Here is a 17,222-nt window from a genome sequence, read left to right on the forward strand (position 1 = left end):
CCATATTCAAAAAAATCCTCAAACCATGTTTGGGGATTTTTTTGTCCGGACTAAAGTCATATCAAGATTTTTCTTAATTTTTCAGTCTTTTTAATTCCTTCTTTTTTTAGTTTAAGCTGTTTTTATTCGTCATTTACCGTTTATCAAACTTAACAATAGGCACTGGCATTATTTGTAAGCTTTCAGTCAGATGCTTTCCCTTTTCCAAACGAGGGTGAATATGATGAATCTCCTGAAACCCATAATACGAAGCCTGATAGCCGCCTGTATGGCTTTGACTTTACCGTTATTAGGTCATGCTGGCTCTACGAGTGAATCTGATTCCGTGATACTGCCTACGCTTACCGTAATGGCAGAACCTGAACTGCGTGCGGTGATTGAAGTCGTGCCTTATCAGGAAGATGCAGCTCAACAACAGGCCTTGCAAATGCGCCTGATGGAAATTGAACGTGATATCCAGTCTTATAGCGTCGATGCTGATTTTGTCGCAAATATTGATGTCATGCGTGCACCTGCTCCTCCAGATCTGGACAGCCTGCCTGTGATCTTCCAGGAATATGTGCTGGCTGTAGCACAGGGCTTATTGTCTTCAGATCCACGAAATGGGCTGTATGTGGTGTTGCAACCTTTTGGTATTAATCGCGATGCCACCACCGTCCAGATTGCCCGTGAGCAGTTTAATTCCTACCGGAACCAGCTTAATCTTTCACTGCCATCTCCTTCCAGGTAAGCCGTGCCCGGCATTGGACTTTTCTAGTTGCGGGCTTGTGTAGCAGCCATTAACGATCAAAAACAAGCAGGAAGTTGAAATAACTTTCCTGCCAGATCGGTGTTTTATCTTCCTGGTTAAATATTGCTGGAAAAATTGAACATCTTGAATTGTGTCTAAAAAATAAGCATAGTGGATAGAAATCTACAAGATCTGACGGATAGAACTGGAGCGTGTACATGCCGCGTGTTTTTATGATTTTAGCTGCTGTGACACTGGCAATTTTTATTGGGCTGTTTTATCAGCATTCTGTCCAGCAAAAACATCAGGCCGAGCTGTTGGAATATGAAACCGTACTAGAAGAAAAAACCGAAAGCATTGCACAGCAGGCACAGGACTGGTCTAAACCGATTCAGATCGAGCTGGAAGATGACCGTCTGGAGGGCGACTATGCCATTATGGCCGAATTTATGCTGGGGCAATTGCGTGACAGTGCCGAGGAACGTAACCAGTATCTACGGGATCTAAAAGCGGCCAACTGGCAGAATTTTCTGGATATTAACCGCCTGGCCAAGGACCAGACCCAAGATTATAAAGAAACTGAAGCCATGCTTAAGCAAGTCCATCAAATTATGGACATCTATCAGCAGAAAATCCAGCAACGTGATGCTGAGCTGATCGACAAGGCACAGCAACTGGATATTAAAAACCGTTATCGCCAGCAACTGACCCAGAATCTGAAAGATAGTCAGCAAAATAGTAATGCGCATGTCATTTTCGAAATCGAAAAACAGAATTTAGCCAAGGCAGATGCTTTATTTGCAGTCTTAAAAAAGTATAAATGGCAAAAGAAAAATAACATGTTTATGTTCTATGACGATAAAGCGGTGAAAGAGTTTAATGCGCTGTACAAGGAAATTCTGGACCTGAACAAGCAGATGCAACAAGTCGCGAGCGCTAACCAGAAAGCAGTAGAAAACAAGTTATGACCTGTCTTGGATGGCTGGCCAGATTACAGTCATCCACTGCTCAACACAGGTTGCTGAATGGAAGCTGTCAAATCCAGGCAGCTTTTTTATTTTCTGGATAGTCCTCATCTTGCTATTGTATGGATACAGCATACATAAGCATGATTTTAATTCCGGCATGAACAGTCTATGCTCGAAAGTAACAGCCGCTGCTTAAACAATAAAAGGCGGCATATGGGTTAAGAGGAGGGAAGTCAATCATGCAAGAACTGAAATGTTATAAGGAGTTTCCGGTCTGGACACAGCAGAGTATTCCTCAGGGTTTCAAAAATAAGCACAATACCAAAGCAGGCACCTGGGCAAAACTGACCATCTTAAAAGGTAAGGTACATTTTGCCATGCTGGACCAATCTGGCGAGGTGCAATCCGAGCATGTGTTTACTCCAGAGCAGCAACCGCCATTTATTGAGCCTGAGGTATGGCACAAAATTGTCTCTGCCAGTGAGGATGCCGAATGCCAGCTGCGTTTTTATTGCCGGCCTGATGATTATTTCAGCAAGAAATATCATTTGAATCCTACCCATTCTGAAGTATTGGCCGCCATGCCCTATTTAAAGGGTGGTCGTGCCCTGGATATCGGCTGTGGTACAGGACGTAATGCGCTTTATTTAAGCCAGAACGGCTTTAAAGTCGATGCCTGGGATGTCAACGAAAACAGTTTGCAAACCTTAAGACAAATTGTGCAGACGGAGCAGATTGAACATGTTCAGGCGCAGCGCCGCGATCTCAACACGGATACCAGCATTACAGGCCAATATGACTTTATCTACTGTACTGTAGTGATGATGTTCCTTGAGGCAACAACCATTCCGCCGCTGATTGCACAAATGCAGCAGGCGACAGTTCCGGGTGGTTATAACCTGATTGTCTGTGCCATGGATACAGACGATATTCCGGCACAGCCAGACTTTCCATTTAGTTTTAAACCAGGTCAGTTAAGCGAGCTGTACGAAGGGTGGAAGCTGATCAAATACAATGAGAATATTGGCGAACTGCATCGGGTGGATGAACAGGGTCTGCGAATTAAGCAGCACTTTGCCACCATGCTAGCGCAAAAGGTTGAATAGAAGATTGAGGATTTTTTTAAATTCCTGAATTTAAATTAAATCATCCAAAATAAAAAAGATGTCAGCCTGACATCTTTTTTATGCTTAAAAAATACTAAGCCGCTTTTTTAAACCAAGAGAACCAGCCTTTTTTCTCAGCTTTTACTTCTGCTTTTTCAGCAGCAGCGTCTTTGGTTTCTACTGCTTCAGTTTGCGCAGCTTCAACGTGTTGTTCTGCTGTAGCTTGAGCTGTTTCTACTTGAGTTGTCGCTTCTGTTTTTACTGCTTCAGCTTTAGTTTCAGCCGCTTGTTGAGTTGCAGCAACAGTCGCTTGAGCAGCTTCAACTTTTGCTTGTACAGGTGCAGCAGTTTCTTTAGCAACAGTTTGGGTTGTTTTAGTTACAACAGTTGCTGGTGTAACTTGAGCTTCAGTTGCCATTGCAGATGCAGAAGTCGCTAAGATTGCAGTCGCGATCATTGTTTTAAGCATGTTCATATAAATCCTTTTAAGGAAATAGGAAAAAAGAGGCTTGATCATACATATATAAAATTTAAGTGATTCATAAATAGGATTTTATTGGTTGATTATTCAACTGAAATTACAAAGGGATAACATTGCTTAGAAAGGTACAAGTTCAAAAGAACTTGATAAGTTGGTTCAGGTACATTTCGGTGGCCTCCGAAATCATTCATACGGCTTAAGTTATTTTTATAAAACCAATTAGAAATCATAGCTAGCTTATAGCACTGATAATTTAGAATTTCTTTTAATAAAAAACCCCGCACTAAGCGGGGTTTCTTTTATCGAGGTATTTAAAAATTAAACACGTTCGATCACTGTTGCAATACCTTGGCCAAGGCCGATACACATCGTCGCAAGACCGATTTGCGTATCTTGTTGTTCCATTACGTTTAACAACGTTGTTGTGATACGCGCACCAGAACAACCCAATGGGTGACCCAATGCAATCGCGCCACCGTTTAAGTTTACGATGTCTTGCTTGTCATACAGACCTAAACCTTTAAGAACAGACAAGCCTTGTGCCGCAAATGCTTCGTTTAACTCAACCGTTTGCATGTCTTCAATTTTAAGACCAGCACGTTTAAGTGCTTTGTGTGTTGCTGGAACCGGACCGTAACCCATGATCGCAGCATCACAACCTGCAACTGCCATAGAGCGAATCACAGCACGTGGTTTAAGACCTAAAGCTTGAGCACGTTCAGCAGACATCAGCAGCATGGCAGATGCACCGTCAGACAAGGCTGAAGAGGTTGCTGCAGTCACTGTACCGCCTTTCGGATCAAAGACTGGGCGTAAAGCACGGAAGGTTTCGATATTGGCATCCGGACGGATCACTTCATCGATATCACACAGCATTTTGTAGCCATCTGCATTGTGACCTTCAATACCAACAATCTCGTTCTCGAACAGACCATTTTCAGTCGCAGCCCAGGCACGGCGGTGAGATTCCACACCAAACGCATCCTGTTCTTCACGGGTAATGCCGTTCATACGACCCAACATTTCAGCAGTCAGACCCATCATGTTCGACGCCTTAGCATAATGCTTAGACGCTTCAGGGTTCAGGTCGATACCGTGCATCATGCCAACATGGCCCATGTGCTCAACACCACCGATGATGAAGATATCACCCTGGTTCGTCGCAATTTGCGCAGCTGCAGTGTGAATCGCCTGCATAGACGAACCACAAAGACGGTTTACCGTTTGACCTGCAACAGTCTTCGGCAAGTCTGCCAGTAATGCGATATTACGGGCAATATTCATACCTTGTTCTAGGGTTTGGTTCACACAGCCCCAGATGACGTCTTCAACTTCATTCGGGTCGAATTCGTTACGTACCAACAGGGCACGGACAAGCTCAGCAGACATTGAGTCGGCACGTACATTGCGGAACATGCCGTTTTTGGATTTACCCATTGCTGAACGCACGCCATCAACGATGACAACGTCACGTGGATTTAAAGTAGCCATTCACGTTGCTCCTTAACCGTAGAATTTTTTGTTGTTAGCAGCCATTTCACGCAACATTTCTGGCGCTTCATAAGCTTTACCAAGGTGTGCATATTTATTGCAAAGTGCCACATACTCAGCTACACCGGTTTGATCGATGTAACGGCATGGACCACCACGGAATGGAGGGAAACCAACACCCATGATCATTGCCATATCTGCTTCAGCAGGTGTTGCCACGATATTGTCTTCCAGGCAGCGAACAGTTTCATTACAGAAAGCCAGCATCATGCGGTCAATGATTTCCTGAGCGTCAAACTCACGTTTTTCCGCAGTTGCAACAGATGCCACAAGCTCATATGCAGTTGGATCAACCACTTTGGCTTTTTTGCCTTTACGGTCAAGTTCATACTTGTAGAAACCAACGTCGTTCTTCTGACCAAGACGGTTGTTTTCATACATCACCTGGATCGAACCTTTGTAATCAGGTTTCATGCGATCCGGGAAGCCTTCAGCCATGACTTCTGCACCATGCACGCCCGTGTCGATACCGACAACGTCCATCAAGTAGGCAGGACCCATTGGCCAGCCGAATTTTTCCATGACTTTGTCGATTTGCTGGAAGTCAGCACCATCTTTAAGTAACAGGTCAAATGCACCGAAGTAAGGGAACAGTACGCGGTTCACCAGGAAGCCCGGGCAGTCATTGACCACGATTGGCGTTTTACCCATTTTCTGTGCAAGCACGACAGTCGTTGCAATCGCTTCAGCAGAAGTTTTCTCGCCACGAATCACTTCAACCAGTGGCATCATGTGTACCGGGTTAAAGAAGTGCATGCCCACGAAGTTTTCAGGACGTTCCAGATTTTCAGCCAGACGCGTGATTGAAATCGTCGAGGTGTTAGACGCAATAATAGTGTTGTCACGTACTTTAGATTCAGTTTCTTTCAGTACGATGCCTTTGACTTTCGGGTTCTCAGTCACTGCTTCGATCACGATGTCAACTTCTTTAAACTCGTCATAGCTTAAAGTAGGACGGATGCGAGCAAGGGTTTCACCCATTTGTGCCGGTTTCATTTTCTTGCGTTCAACCTGCTTGGTCAGCAGTTTGTTCGCTTCAGACATACCCAAGGCAAGTTGCGGGTTACCGATGTCTTTCATGATGATCGGCGTGCCTTTGCTTGCTGCCTGGTAAGCAATACCGCCACCCATGATACCTGCGCCGAGAACGGCCGCCTGGTTCACGGGATGTGCACCTTGTTCATATTTCTTGGAAGTTTTCTTCACCACCTGGTCGTTCAGGAACAAACCGATTAATGCACCTGCCTGTGGTGTGACTGCGGCTTTAGCAAAACCTTCAGCTTCAGCTTTTAGCGCGTCATCACGATGCAGGCTAGCACCTGCTTGTAATGAATCCAGTAGTAATTTTGGCGCAGGATATTGAGCCGGGTTGGCTTTGGCCAGCACCATACCTTTAGATGAATTAAACGCCATCATCTGTTCGATCGGACTCAGTCTAACCGGATCAAGTTTTTCCTGACGCTTGTTCTGCCAGTCTAAACGGCCATGAATCGCCTGTTTCACCAGGTCAATCGCAGCATCTTTCAATTTGTCTGCAGCAACCACTGCATCGACTGCACCATCTTTCAGCGCAGCAGCAGGTTTTTTAGGATTGGCCATTGCCATCCATTCTACCGCGTTATCGATACCGATCAGACGGCTTAAACGTACTGTACCACCGAAGCCCGGGAAGATACCCAGCTTGATTTCAGGCAGGCCTACTTGCGCTTGTTCTGACATGACACGGTAGTCACATACCAGGCACATTTCGAAACCGCCACCCAGTGCCATGCCGTTAATGGCCGCCACTTTAGGAATGTCGAGGTCTTCGAAGCTGTTAAAAATTTCATGTACTGGCATTGCCCAGTCAACAATCGCTTGTTCACCCTGAGCAAAGTTGTCGCCGAATTCAGTGATATCAGCACCTACAATAAATGTAGATTTACCTGAAGTAACGATTAAACCCTGAATGTCTGCTGCGGAAACTGCGTCAATCGCAGCCTTGAAATCTTCAATCGTTGCACGGTTGAATTTGTTAACGGACTCACCTTGTAAGTCAAAGCGGAATTCTGCAATCCCGTCCTCAAGCATTTGGACGGTAATGGCATTGCCAGCGTGGATCATGCCCTGATCTCCTTTATTTTGGAGGACTTCTAAGTTGATGTTGTGAAGCAAGTGCGCATGTCCCGCGCACTTTTTGACTTCGCTAATCTTACGATAACTATATCCAAAAAGAACATAACAAGTTGTATCAAGCCGTGACGCAATGGTCATCAATTTCTGCCGGCTTGATCCGACCGGTTATAATTTTTCCTTTCAGTTTCTTATAGCCCGATGAACCAAAGATTCTGTTTCAATTCATTATTTTTCATTGATCAGCCTGACTGATATGGAGCAGAATGCCTGATTTTCAAGGCAAGCATCTCGCTAAGCTGCGTCAATTTAGTCAATTTCAGTCTTGAGCACAGGATTTTTCTCGCCGAATCTGGCTGATTGCAGGGCTTTCAGGTAGTGGTCGAGATTTTTCTATCGGCACAAATAAAACTGCCGTATCTCATTTCCGGTTACAGGAATTTGCTGAAAGTAGCCAGGAAGATCACGGCTCAAACGATATCTGGATTGAAATAATTTTCATCCTTCCAGATCCAGGCCCTGTCATCTGTGCCGGAATTGTTTATGATGATCCTGCACCTGGATATGGGGGATATCGATGCACGTGTTTCGTTCTAAAAAAGACTGGTGGTTGCTGGCTTTTGTGATTTGTATGAGTGGCCTGCTGCTGCAACTGCTGTTGACCATGCAGGCCAAAGGGACCATGCAGCAGTATCCGCTGCATACCGCTGTGTATATTCTGACTATTATTATCCTGTGGTGGCCGCTGTGGAGTACGCGCTATTTGGTGGACAATGGGGTATTGACCATAAAAAGCCTGTGGTTAAGCTGGAAGATTCCGTTAAGTGCAATCCAATCCATTCAGCCCACCGAGCACTCTATTATTGCACCAGCCTTGTCCTTAAAGCGTCTACGGATTGACTATACGGATGCGGGCGTGCAGAAATTTATATTGGTTTCACCCAAAAATCAGACTACTTTTATGCAGGCCCTCCAACCAAATAAAAACGGAGAGAGAGTCTACCTTAGTTAAGCTTTTGCCTGCTCAGGTACAACCACAAGCTGTGCCTTAATACAGTCCAGGTGCAGGCTCAATTGCTCGGGCTGGTTTAAAAAAGACAGCGCCAGAATTGGCTCCAGTTCGGTACGCATCTTGCGGCCCAAATGCCGGGCGCCGTAACGGATATCATGACCCTGATAGAAATAGGCTTTGGCTGAAGCGCTTAAATGCACGCTGCGTTGCTGATGTTGCAAGCGCTTGTTCAGTTTATCCAGTTCAATTTCGACCAGACGTGGCAGGGCATCATGCTGTACCGCCTGATAATGTAGACTGCGGTCAATCCGGTTCAGAAACTCGGGATCAAATTTACGCTGCATGACTTTTTCAATGATGCGCTGGGTGGGCACCCGTTTTAAACACAAGGCCTGCATTTTCTGTGGCAGGTAACTGAGTTTGTCCAGATATTGCTGCGCTGCCTGTGCACCGACATTGCTGGTCATAAAGACCATGCAGTTGCGAAAATCGATAGTTTTAGTGCCCGCTGTCAAGGTCAGCCGGCCAGTATCCAGCACGTTCATCAAGCCGCGAATCACTTCGTTACTGGCTTTTTCCAGTTCATCAAACAGCATGATGCCGGGCCGGGTATGACTGCCGGCAATCGCAGTTTCATCAAACAGGCTGTGACCTTCCTTGGAGCCGACATAACCCGGCGGTGCACCGGTCAAAGCCGCTGCATAATGTTCCTGTGCCAGAGTATTCATATCAATCCGGCAAAAGGCATCCGGGCGGCCATAGATCGCTTCGGCAATCAGACGTACGGTTTCAGTTTTACCGACGCCAGTAGGGCCCAGCATCAAGGTCACCGACAAAGGGCGATCCGGACTGGAAAAATCTGCCTTGACCACATGCAGCATTTTTTCAATTTCATTCAGGGCTGCATCCTGCCCAATAATCCGTTCACGTAGCAGCTGCATTACATTATTTGGCTCGAAATGAAAACGCGGTTTGCCAATCAGACGATCACGTTCAGACAGGTGATGGGTGGAAGTGGAGGGTTGAACAATATGAATGTCCGATTGCTGCATGGTCATGCGAATCATCTCAAAACTAGACTTTTTGAGCATAACAAAGTTAAAGGTTGAAATTTATAGCTTTTAACAATCAGTTTATGTCGTGAGGATTATAGATTGGGGGGATAACCCGACAGGAACTTTAAGATTAGGTGGCAGCTTCAGGGGAATTTTGTGTTTTTGCTTGAAAATGACGCAACAATCATCACATATATCTGCAGATTGTAGGTGAAAAATAGGCTTTAGGTGAACGAAAACGCACGCCCCCATATTGAAAAAATCCTGGCGAATATGACCAGCCTGCCCGGGGTCTACCGGATGTATGGCAAAGACGGCGAATTATTGTATGTGGGTAAAGCCAAAAACCTGAAAAACCGGGTCTCCAGCTATTTTGTCAAAACGCTGGATCATCCCAAAACCCAGGCCTTGGTGGCACGGATTTATGATATCCAGACCCTGGTGGTACGTTCTGAAACTGAAGCCTTGTTGCTGGAACAGAACCTGATCAAGCTGCATCATCCACCGTATAACATCATGCTGCGTGATGACAAATCTTATGTCTATATTTTTGTTTCGGCAGATAAACCCTATCCGCGTTTAGCCAGTGGACGTGGCAAGGGCAAGCACCAGGTGGGCAAGTTTTTTGGACCTTATCCGAGTGCTTATACGGCACGGGATACTCTGGTGGTGCTGCAAAAACTGTTCAATGTGCGTTCCTGTGAAAACAGTTTTTTTGCCAACCGGACCCGGCCATGTCTGCAATACCAGATCAAACGCTGCTCTGCGCCCTGTGTCGGATTTATTTCTCCGGAAGACTATAAGGCAGATGTCGATAACTCGATCCGCTTTTTGCAGGGTGATACCAAGGAGCTGAATCAGGAACTGATCGCAAAAATGGAAGCGGCCGCTGAAGCGCTGGAATTTGAAAAAGCGGTGTTCTATCGGGACCGGATGGCGCTGTTAAGAGAGGTACAGTCACAGCAGGCGATTTATAAGCTCAAAGGCGAAGCCGATATCCTGTCGATTGCTTATCAGGCCGGAGTGACCTGTGTGCAGATCATGCATGTGCGCAACGGTAAAATGCTGGGTGGGAAAAGTTATTTCCCGGATATGCTTAGTGATGACCTGGGGCAAATGCTGGCCGATTTTATTGCCAATTTTTATTTTCAGGTGGCAGATGAAATCCCGGCTGAACTGATTGTCAATCTGGAAGTGGCTGATCGTAAGGAACTGGAAGCAGCACTGTCGCAGCATTTTGGCAAGAAAATCCAGATCAAGTCTAAAGTCCGCGAAACCCGGGCCGAATGGCTGGAACTGGCGCAGATGAATGTACAGCACGCGATTCAGGGCAAGCTAGCCAATCATATAGAATTAAATGAGCGTTTTCATCAGCTGGAGCAGGTGGTCGGCCGTCCTGTAGACCGGATCGAGTGCTTCGATATTTCACATACCATGGGCGAAGATACCGTGGCGTCCTGTGTGGTCTTTGATAGTGGTGGCGCGCGCAAGCGCGATTATCGCCAGTTTTCCATTCAGGATATTCAGGCGGGCGATGATTATGCTGCCATGCGTCAGGCGCTGACCCGTCGTTATAAAAAAGCCCTGTTGCCAGACTTGCTGCTGATTGATGGTGGCAAGGGGCAATTGCACATGGCGATGGAAGTTATGCAGGAACTGGGACTGGATGCTTTTATGGTTGGTGTGTCCAAAGGTGAGGGACGTAAGCCCGGTCTGGAAACCCTGCACTTTACCGATGGCAGTAAAATTCAATTACCGGAGGATCATAAGGCGCTGCATCTGATTCAGCAGGTGCGTGATGAAGCACACCGTTTTGCGATTACCAAGCACCGTGCCAAACGTGACAAGAAACGGGGTTCATCAGTGTTGGAAGTCATTCCGGGGCTGGGACCAAAACGCCGTCGTGACCTGCTGACTCATTTTGGCGGAATTCAAGGGGTGCTGAAAGCCTCAGAAAAAGATCTGCAAATGGTGCCGGGACTGGGTTCAGTCATGGCCAGAATGATTTATAAAGTACTGCATGAATGACGCGTGACTTAAATGCAAGGGCCAAAGTGCGCATTGACGCTTGGGTCACGTGACATTCACAACCTGATGAATTTTGCCCAATATACTAAGCATCAAGACTTACTGAGGGACCAACATGTCTTTGCATGCACTTTATGCACAAATTGCCGAACAGGAATGGGTGGAATTTCCACAGGGATGGTTACAGGGCCGTACCCTGTATGGTGGTCTGGCTGCCGCGATGATGATGCAAAAAGCGGTTACACAGATCAATGATCCTGCCAAGCATCTGCTGAGTTGTAGCGTGACCTTTGTCGGCCCGATTCAGCAAGCCAAAGTACGGTTGACGGCTGAAATCCTGCGGCAGGGTAAATCTGTGACGACCATTGAAGTACGTTTATGGCAGGATGATGCCGTGCAAAGTATTCTGGTTGCCAGTTTTGGAATTTCCCGGGATTCCGCCATTCAGGTGCAGCAACAAGCCCAAGCTCCTGACTTTGCTGCGCCAGAGCAGTTGTTTCATATTCCTGCGGGTTATGGCATGCCAGACTGTTATAACCATTTTGAAATTGCCTGGGCGGATGTCAATCTGCCCTGTAGTGGCAGCCCTCGTCCAGACTTTAGCGGCTGGTGCCGTTTTCATCCCGAAAAGCATCGTAACCGTGAATTTCTGGTCGCAGACCTGATGGCTATTTTTGATATCTGGCCACCCGGGGTGTTACCGATGTTTAAAAAAATGGCACCTGCAAGTAGCTTGACCTGGACCGTGACGTATGTGCATCCGGTGCAACACCAATTGCATGATTGGTTTAAATATAAAGTATTTACTGATCATGCTGCAGGTGGTTATGCGACAGAACATGCTTGTCTGTGGGATACCGAAAATCGCCTGATTGCGATGGCAAGACAAACAGTGACGGTGTTTGCCTAGTGACACTTTCGGTCAATTCGTATAAAGTGAAGCCTATTAATGATGGATCAAACCTCTAAAAAAGTGTGCATTTTCATCGTACATGAGGGGAACAATTGGCGGTGTCTATGACTACAGGTCGTATCCTGAATATTCCAAATATCTTGACCTTGGCGCGTATCGCTCTTATTCCGGTATTTTTATTGGTGGCTTACTGGCCACCTGCAATGGGTTTTGATGCTCATAACCCCGATATGACGCGGCATATCATTTTAACCACGATCTTTGTGGTGGCTGCGGTAACGGACTGGTTTGATGGCTATCTGGCACGTACATTAAATCAGACTTCCGCTTTTGGGCGGTTTCTCGATCCGGTTGCAGATAAATTAATGGTGGCGGCTGCACTGATTGTACTGGTGCAATGGCAGCCTTCCATGTCGATGGCTTTTGCTGCGATTGTAATTATTTCCCGTGAAATTACTGTTTCAGCCTTGCGTGAATGGATGGCAGAATTGGGTGCACGGACCAATGTTGCGGTTTCAACTGTTGGAAAATACAAAACAGCGTTCCAGATGATCGCCATTACCGTATTCCTGCTGAACTGGCCACCGCTGGAAATACTGGCATATGCCTTGCTATATACAGCAGTTGTCCTCACTTTATGGTCAATGTTTATTTATCTGAAAGCGGCTTGGCCATATCTGAAACAGCCTTAATTGAAATAATCCAAATAAAAAAGCTCCTGGAAAAGGGGCTTTTTTTATGGGTATGAATCAGTAAAAAATGGACAAATCACAGGTAAAAAAATACCCAGCCTTTGGGGGAAGGACTGGGATTAAATCGGGGTATTTATTACTTATTATTATAGTTATTCAAAGATGTCTCATCTTCTTAGGACTCATTATAGAGAGCCAGTTTTTCAAAATCATATGACTTCTTGTAGCAGATTGTTGTGTTTTGTGATTGCTCTGTATATTGAATTTACAATTTCTAATTTTGATACAAATCTGAATGTTTTTCAGCAGGATAGTGGCTGACTATCTTAAGCAGATAGAGTAGGTAAAAATGCTTTTGACTAATTCAGTTCTTGGCCCATCATTACAAAGCAGATAAGAGGGATAAGCAAAATTCAGTACTAAAGGAATAACTTCTTTAGTGTGCTTTTATTAACCTATTCTTAATATTCCAGTTCATGCCAGTGCAAAGCCTCTAGAATAAGTAAAAGTCTGAAAAGATAATCTTTCCAGCGTAAAGCCTACATACATTTTGAAGGTTGATATTGTGGGGAGCGGAGTAGTCTGGAGATCAAGAGAAAAAAGCCTGTAACAGGATTTTTTAACTGTTAATACTGGGCACTTCGCCTGGTTTATAGAAAAAAAGGCCATGTTAAGAATAAAAAAGAGTCTCAAAAGAGACTCTTTTTTGATTAACGCCTACGCGCGCTTTCAGCGCTTGTCTTGCGTAATTTTTAAAGCAACATATAAAAAAGAATCCCCCAAAGATGAGGGATTCTTTTAAATTAAAGCCTACGCACAGCATAGCTACTTGTCTTGCGGCGTGGCGGAGCAGTGCTCCGCTAAATCACGCCTCAGGCTTCAGACCTTCGGCTTTTTCCAATGATTCATCATTGTTAAAGAACTTTTCACGCTGTTCTTCAAGAAACTTTTTCGCATCAGGTTCAAACACATTTAAACGCTTTTCATTAATCAGCGTGGTCTGGTGTTTTAGCCATTCTTGCCAAGCCTGTTTCGACACGTTATCAAACAGTTCCTGACCCTTTGGCCCCGGAAAGGGTGCAAAGTCTAAGCCTTCCATTTCTTGTTGATACTTACGGCAAAATACTTGTCGAGACATATCGGTCTTCCTTAAGCGTAAAGGTTTTCTAGGCGAGTGTAAGCACGTGCAATCGCAGCTTCCACCTGGGCAGGTGCAGTACCACCAATGTGATTACGGGCATTCACCGAGGCTTCAAGGGTTAGGGCCTTTTCAAATACGTCTGCCTGAATCAGGTCAGAGAACTGTTGCAGTTGCTCAAGGCTAAGTTCAGAGAGATCTTTACCTTCCTGAACGCCGAGTGCAACCGCTTTACCTACAATCTCGTGTGCATCACGGAAAGCCACGCCGTTTTTCACCAGATAATCAGCCAGATCAGTCGCAGTTGAGAAACCACGTAATGCTGCTTCGCGCATTTCGGTAATGTTTGGAACCAGCGCAGGAATCATGTCGGCAAATGCCATGAGTGAACCGCGAACGGTATCAATGGCATCAAACAATGGTTCTTTATCTTCCTGATTGTCTTTGTTATAGGCTAGCGGCTGGCCTTTCATTAAAGTTAGCAGGCTCATCAAATCGCCATAGACACGACCGGTTTTACCACGTACCAGTTCAGGTACATCCGGGTTTTTCTTCTGCGGCATGATGGAAGAGCCAGTACAGAAGCGATCTGGAATGTTGACGAATTTGAACTGCGCCGAAGTCCATAGAATCAGTTCTTCAGACATACGTGACAAGTGCATCATGATTAAAGATGCAGCAGCATTAAATTCAATTGCAAAGTCACGATCCGATACTGCATCTAAAGAATTTTCAGCAACCGCTTCAAAACCTAGCAGTTCAGCAGTATAAGCACGGTCAATTGGATAAGTCGTTCCCGCAAGTGCAGCAGAACCAAGCGGCATACGGTTGACACGCTTACGGCAATCAATCAAACGCTCTGAATCACGTACCAGCATTTCAAACCAGGCCATGAGATGATGGCCAAAAGTTACTGGCTGTGCAGTTTGCAAATGAGTAAACCCTGGCATGATGGTGTCGGTGTTTTTAGCTGCCAGGCTTAAAATACCTTTTTGTAATTTTTTCAGTAATTCTAAGATCGTATCAATTTCATCACGCACATAAAGACGGATATCCGTGGCTACCTGGTCATTACGGCTACGACCAGTATGCAATTTTTTACCAGTAATACCGATACGCTGAGTCAGGCGTGACTCAATGTTCATGTGTACATCTTCTAAATCAATGCGCCATTCGAATTTGCCTGCTTCAATATCGGCTTGAATTGCAGTCAGACCTTCAATAATGTCATCGCGTTCTTGATCGGTCAGTACGCCCACTTTTGCCAGCATGGTTGCATGCGCAATCGAGCCTGCAATATCTTGTTTATAAAAACGTTGGTCAAATTGAACAGATGCTGTAAATTCAGCAACAAAAGCATCAGTCGCTTCAGAGAAACGACCGCCCCACATACCCGAAGTCTGGGCGTGTGATGGATTAGAGGAATTAGAAGATGTGGTCATGTCGGCTCAATCAGATTAAAAGCAGTAGAACGAAAAAGAGTATAACAAATTCAAAGCCCATTGCCGAAGTCACATCTGCTCAATCTTTCGCATCGATGAACGAACAAACGCAAAATTCCTATTTTTTTAGCCAGATCGGCAATTTGCACTATTTGCTGGAACTCTTTGTTGGCGGCAATATTCTGGCCATGATTTTAGCACTCGCAGAAGCACAGTCTTGGCAGGCTTTGAATGGAATGCACCTGCTGCAATATATCCTGTATATCAACTGGGTGCTGTTATGTTTTGCAGCATTGGTAGAATTGTTCCATCAAGCCTTTCAGCGTATGGGCATTAAGCTGGCGTTAATTTCCGGATTTTTACTGTTACAGGCAATTGTGCTGCTGACCACAGTGAATCTGAATATTTTGATACATTTTGGGCAGAATTTTAATTTTCAGGATTTAAACCTGGCAATTGTTCTGGATCAGGCCGGACTCCATTTAAGTCTGGGAATTTTGCTGGGAACTTTCTGTTTTCGCTATCTTTATTTGCGTGAGCAATGGGAGCAGCAACAACATAGTGAGCTGAATGCCCGGATTCAGGCCATGCAGGCGCGGATTCAGCCGCATTTTCTGTTTAACAGCATGAACAGTGTGCTCAGCCTGATCAGTATTGATCCGGATAAAGCCGAGCACATGCTGTTGAATTTGTCACGGCTGTTTCGCGCCAGTTTTCAGGAGTTAAAACTGGTCAGCCTGCAGGAGGAAATTGATCTGTGCCAGCGTTATCTGGAGATTGAGCAGATCCGTCTAGGTGAACGCTTACAGGTAGAATGGAAGTTAGAAAACAAAGACTTATACTCACAAGTTCAAATTCCATTATTAACTTTACAACCTTTGCTAGAAAATAGTATTTTCCATGGAGTTGAAAAAATTCTCACAAAGAGTACCATAAGCATATTGGTTGAAATATTGCAAAATCAAATTAATATCATCATAACCAACCCTTATGCACAGGATAATAAAACTTTAAAAAAGGGACATGGTATTGCAATAGAAAATGTCAGACAGCGTCTGCAAGCTTATTACGGATCCAGTGTGACTTTTCAGACCTTTGCCGGCGAAGGGATGTTTACGACGGTAGTGCGATATCAATATAAATAAAAATAAATCAAAGAAATCGCAGTTGGCTTTATCATTGATTTGATAATGTTAACTGGGGAAGGAGGAGAAATGGACATCCTGATTTGTGATGATGAGCCTCTGGCCGTCGAGCGTTTATCACGGTTGGTCTCTCAGCTGGGGCATGATGTGGTGGCGACAGCAAGCCATGGTCGTGAGGCGATTGATCTGGCTCACCAATACGAACCCGATGTCATTTTATTAGATATTCAAATGCCTGAAATGAATGGACTGGCTTGTGCGCAACATTTGCGTCAACTGGATCCAATGCCGGCCATTGTCTTTTGTACGGCTTATGACCAACATGCGCTGGATGCATTTAAATCAAATGCCGAAGGCTATTTGCTTAAACCGGTGATGCAACAGGAATTGGCACAGGTTTTAGAGCACTTAACTAAACTTACCCAAGCTCAAATGAGCCAACTAAAACAAAAAGAAAATATGGAAGAAATCAATATCAGCCGCCAGCAGATTGCGGCAAAGACCTATCGTGGTGTGGAATTGGTGCCAGTCGAAAATATCTATTATTTTCTGGCAGATCAGAAATATGTCACTGTACGTCATAAAAATGGCAGTGTACTGATTGATGAAACCTTAAAGGAGCTAGAGCAGGAGTTTGGGGACCAGTTTATCCGGATTCATCGTAATGCCTTGATCTCGGTGCATTATCTGGATGGTCTGGAAGTGGTGAGTTCAGGTCAGTATCAGGTACGTTGTCGTGAACTGGACGACCGTTTAGCAGTGAGCCGGCGACATTTACCGTTCTTAAGAGACCGGATTCAAAAGCTTTAGCAGGGGGCAAGTGAGAGCATTCAGTTGAAACTTGTATAA

At 45.2% G+C, this 17,222-nt stretch carries 15 protein-coding genes; 9 read left to right on the forward strand and 6 right to left on the reverse strand.

Annotated features, from left to right (window positions below; translation table 11 throughout):
• The first annotated feature begins 223 nt into the window (after positions 1 to 223).
• The 3 genes from H9629_RS10715 to tehB all read left to right on the forward strand — a co-directional run bounded on the left by H9629_RS10715 (position 224) and on the right by tehB (position 2,804).
• A complete protein-coding gene (locus H9629_RS10715) occupies positions 224 to 730 on the forward strand; it encodes a hypothetical protein (RefSeq protein ID WP_191731075.1) in 507 nt (168 codons plus the stop codon).
• A gap of 218 nt (positions 731 to 948) precedes the next feature.
• Complete coding sequence (locus H9629_RS10720) at positions 949 to 1,698, forward strand: hypothetical protein (RefSeq protein WP_064095003.1); 750 nt, start codon at positions 949 to 951, stop codon at positions 1,696 to 1,698.
• A 239-nt stretch (positions 1,699 to 1,937) separates the two neighbouring features.
• The gene (gene tehB, locus H9629_RS10725) at positions 1,938 to 2,804 is read left to right on the forward strand and encodes an SAM-dependent methyltransferase TehB (RefSeq protein ID WP_064102635.1); all 867 of its coding nucleotides are present in this window, start codon (positions 1,938 to 1,940) and stop codon (positions 2,802 to 2,804) included.
• A gap of 94 nt (positions 2,805 to 2,898) precedes the next feature.
• Here tehB and H9629_RS10730 read toward each other — a convergent pair whose 3' ends face one another.
• From H9629_RS10730 to fadB, 3 genes are all read right to left on the reverse strand, one after another.
• Positions 2,899 to 3,279 (reverse strand): hypothetical protein, encoded by a 381-nt coding sequence (locus H9629_RS10730; RefSeq protein ID WP_064095001.1) that lies wholly within the window; start codon positions 3,277 to 3,279, stop codon positions 2,899 to 2,901.
• Positions 3,280 to 3,603: 324 nt separating this feature from the next.
• The gene (gene fadA / locus H9629_RS10735; protein ID WP_064095000.1) at positions 3,604 to 4,776 is read right to left on the reverse strand and encodes an acetyl-CoA C-acyltransferase FadA; all 1,173 of its coding nucleotides are present in this window, start codon (positions 4,774 to 4,776) and stop codon (positions 3,604 to 3,606) included.
• A gap of 12 nt (positions 4,777 to 4,788) precedes the next feature.
• The gene (gene fadB, locus H9629_RS10740; RefSeq protein WP_064094999.1) at positions 4,789 to 6,939 is read right to left on the reverse strand and encodes a fatty acid oxidation complex subunit alpha FadB; all 2,151 of its coding nucleotides are present in this window, start codon (positions 6,937 to 6,939) and stop codon (positions 4,789 to 4,791) included.
• A 586-nt stretch (positions 6,940 to 7,525) separates the two neighbouring features.
• On the opposite strand from fadB, the gene H9629_RS10745 reads away from it, so the two are divergent.
• Positions 7,526 to 7,960, forward strand: a complete 435-nt coding sequence (locus tag H9629_RS10745; RefSeq protein ID WP_144724813.1) for a PH domain-containing protein — start codon at positions 7,526 to 7,528, stop codon at positions 7,958 to 7,960.
• Here H9629_RS10745 and H9629_RS10750 read toward each other — a convergent pair.
• Positions 7,957 to 9,018 (reverse strand): AAA family ATPase, encoded by a 1,062-nt coding sequence (locus H9629_RS10750; RefSeq protein WP_064094997.1) that lies wholly within the window; start codon positions 9,016 to 9,018, stop codon positions 7,957 to 7,959. The genes H9629_RS10745 and H9629_RS10750 overlap by 4 nt on opposite strands.
• A 225-nt stretch (positions 9,019 to 9,243) precedes the next feature.
• Between H9629_RS10750 and uvrC the strand changes: the two genes are divergently transcribed.
• The 3 genes from uvrC to pgsA all read left to right on the forward strand — a co-directional run bounded on the left by uvrC (position 9,244) and on the right by pgsA (position 12,648).
• Positions 9,244 to 11,043, forward strand: coding sequence for an excinuclease ABC subunit UvrC (gene uvrC / locus H9629_RS10755; protein ID WP_064094996.1), 1,800 nt, complete (start codon positions 9,244 to 9,246; stop codon positions 11,041 to 11,043).
• A 115-nt stretch (positions 11,044 to 11,158) separates the two neighbouring features.
• Positions 11,159 to 11,953 carry a thioesterase family protein gene (locus tag H9629_RS10760; protein ID WP_191731069.1) on the forward strand — a complete coding sequence of 265 codons (795 nt, stop codon included), beginning with the start codon at positions 11,159 to 11,161 and terminating at the stop codon, positions 11,951 to 11,953.
• A 107-nt stretch (positions 11,954 to 12,060) separates the two neighbouring features.
• A complete protein-coding gene (pgsA, locus tag H9629_RS10765; RefSeq protein WP_064094994.1) occupies positions 12,061 to 12,648 on the forward strand; it encodes a CDP-diacylglycerol--glycerol-3-phosphate 3-phosphatidyltransferase in 588 nt (195 codons plus the stop codon).
• Between the two features lie 865 nt (positions 12,649 to 13,513).
• Here the strand turns inward: pgsA and H9629_RS10770 are convergent.
• Together H9629_RS10770 and argH are read right to left on the reverse strand one after the other, a co-directional pair.
• Complete coding sequence (locus H9629_RS10770; protein WP_064094993.1) at positions 13,514 to 13,786, reverse strand: oxidative damage protection protein; 273 nt, start codon at positions 13,784 to 13,786, stop codon at positions 13,514 to 13,516.
• A gap of 11 nt (positions 13,787 to 13,797) precedes the next feature.
• Positions 13,798 to 15,228 carry an argininosuccinate lyase gene (gene argH / locus H9629_RS10775; RefSeq protein WP_171254891.1) on the reverse strand — a complete coding sequence of 477 codons (1,431 nt, stop codon included), beginning with the start codon at positions 15,226 to 15,228 and terminating at the stop codon, positions 13,798 to 13,800.
• Here argH and H9629_RS10780 point away from each other — a divergent pair.
• Both H9629_RS10780 and H9629_RS10785 read left to right on the forward strand, forming a co-directional pair.
• Positions 15,219 to 16,373, forward strand: a complete 1,155-nt coding sequence (locus H9629_RS10780) for a sensor histidine kinase (RefSeq protein WP_191731070.1) — start codon at positions 15,219 to 15,221, stop codon at positions 16,371 to 16,373. The two genes, argH and H9629_RS10780, sit on opposite strands and share 10 nt — an antisense overlap.
• Before the next feature lie 69 nt (positions 16,374 to 16,442).
• A complete protein-coding gene (locus H9629_RS10785; RefSeq protein WP_064094990.1) occupies positions 16,443 to 17,183 on the forward strand; it encodes a LytR/AlgR family response regulator transcription factor in 741 nt (246 codons plus the stop codon).
• Positions 17,184 to 17,222: the final 39 nt, after the last annotated feature.

It is taken from the genome of Acinetobacter pecorum, from assembly GCF_014837015.1.
GTDB lineage: Bacteria > Pseudomonadota > Gammaproteobacteria > Pseudomonadales > Moraxellaceae > Acinetobacter > Acinetobacter pecorum.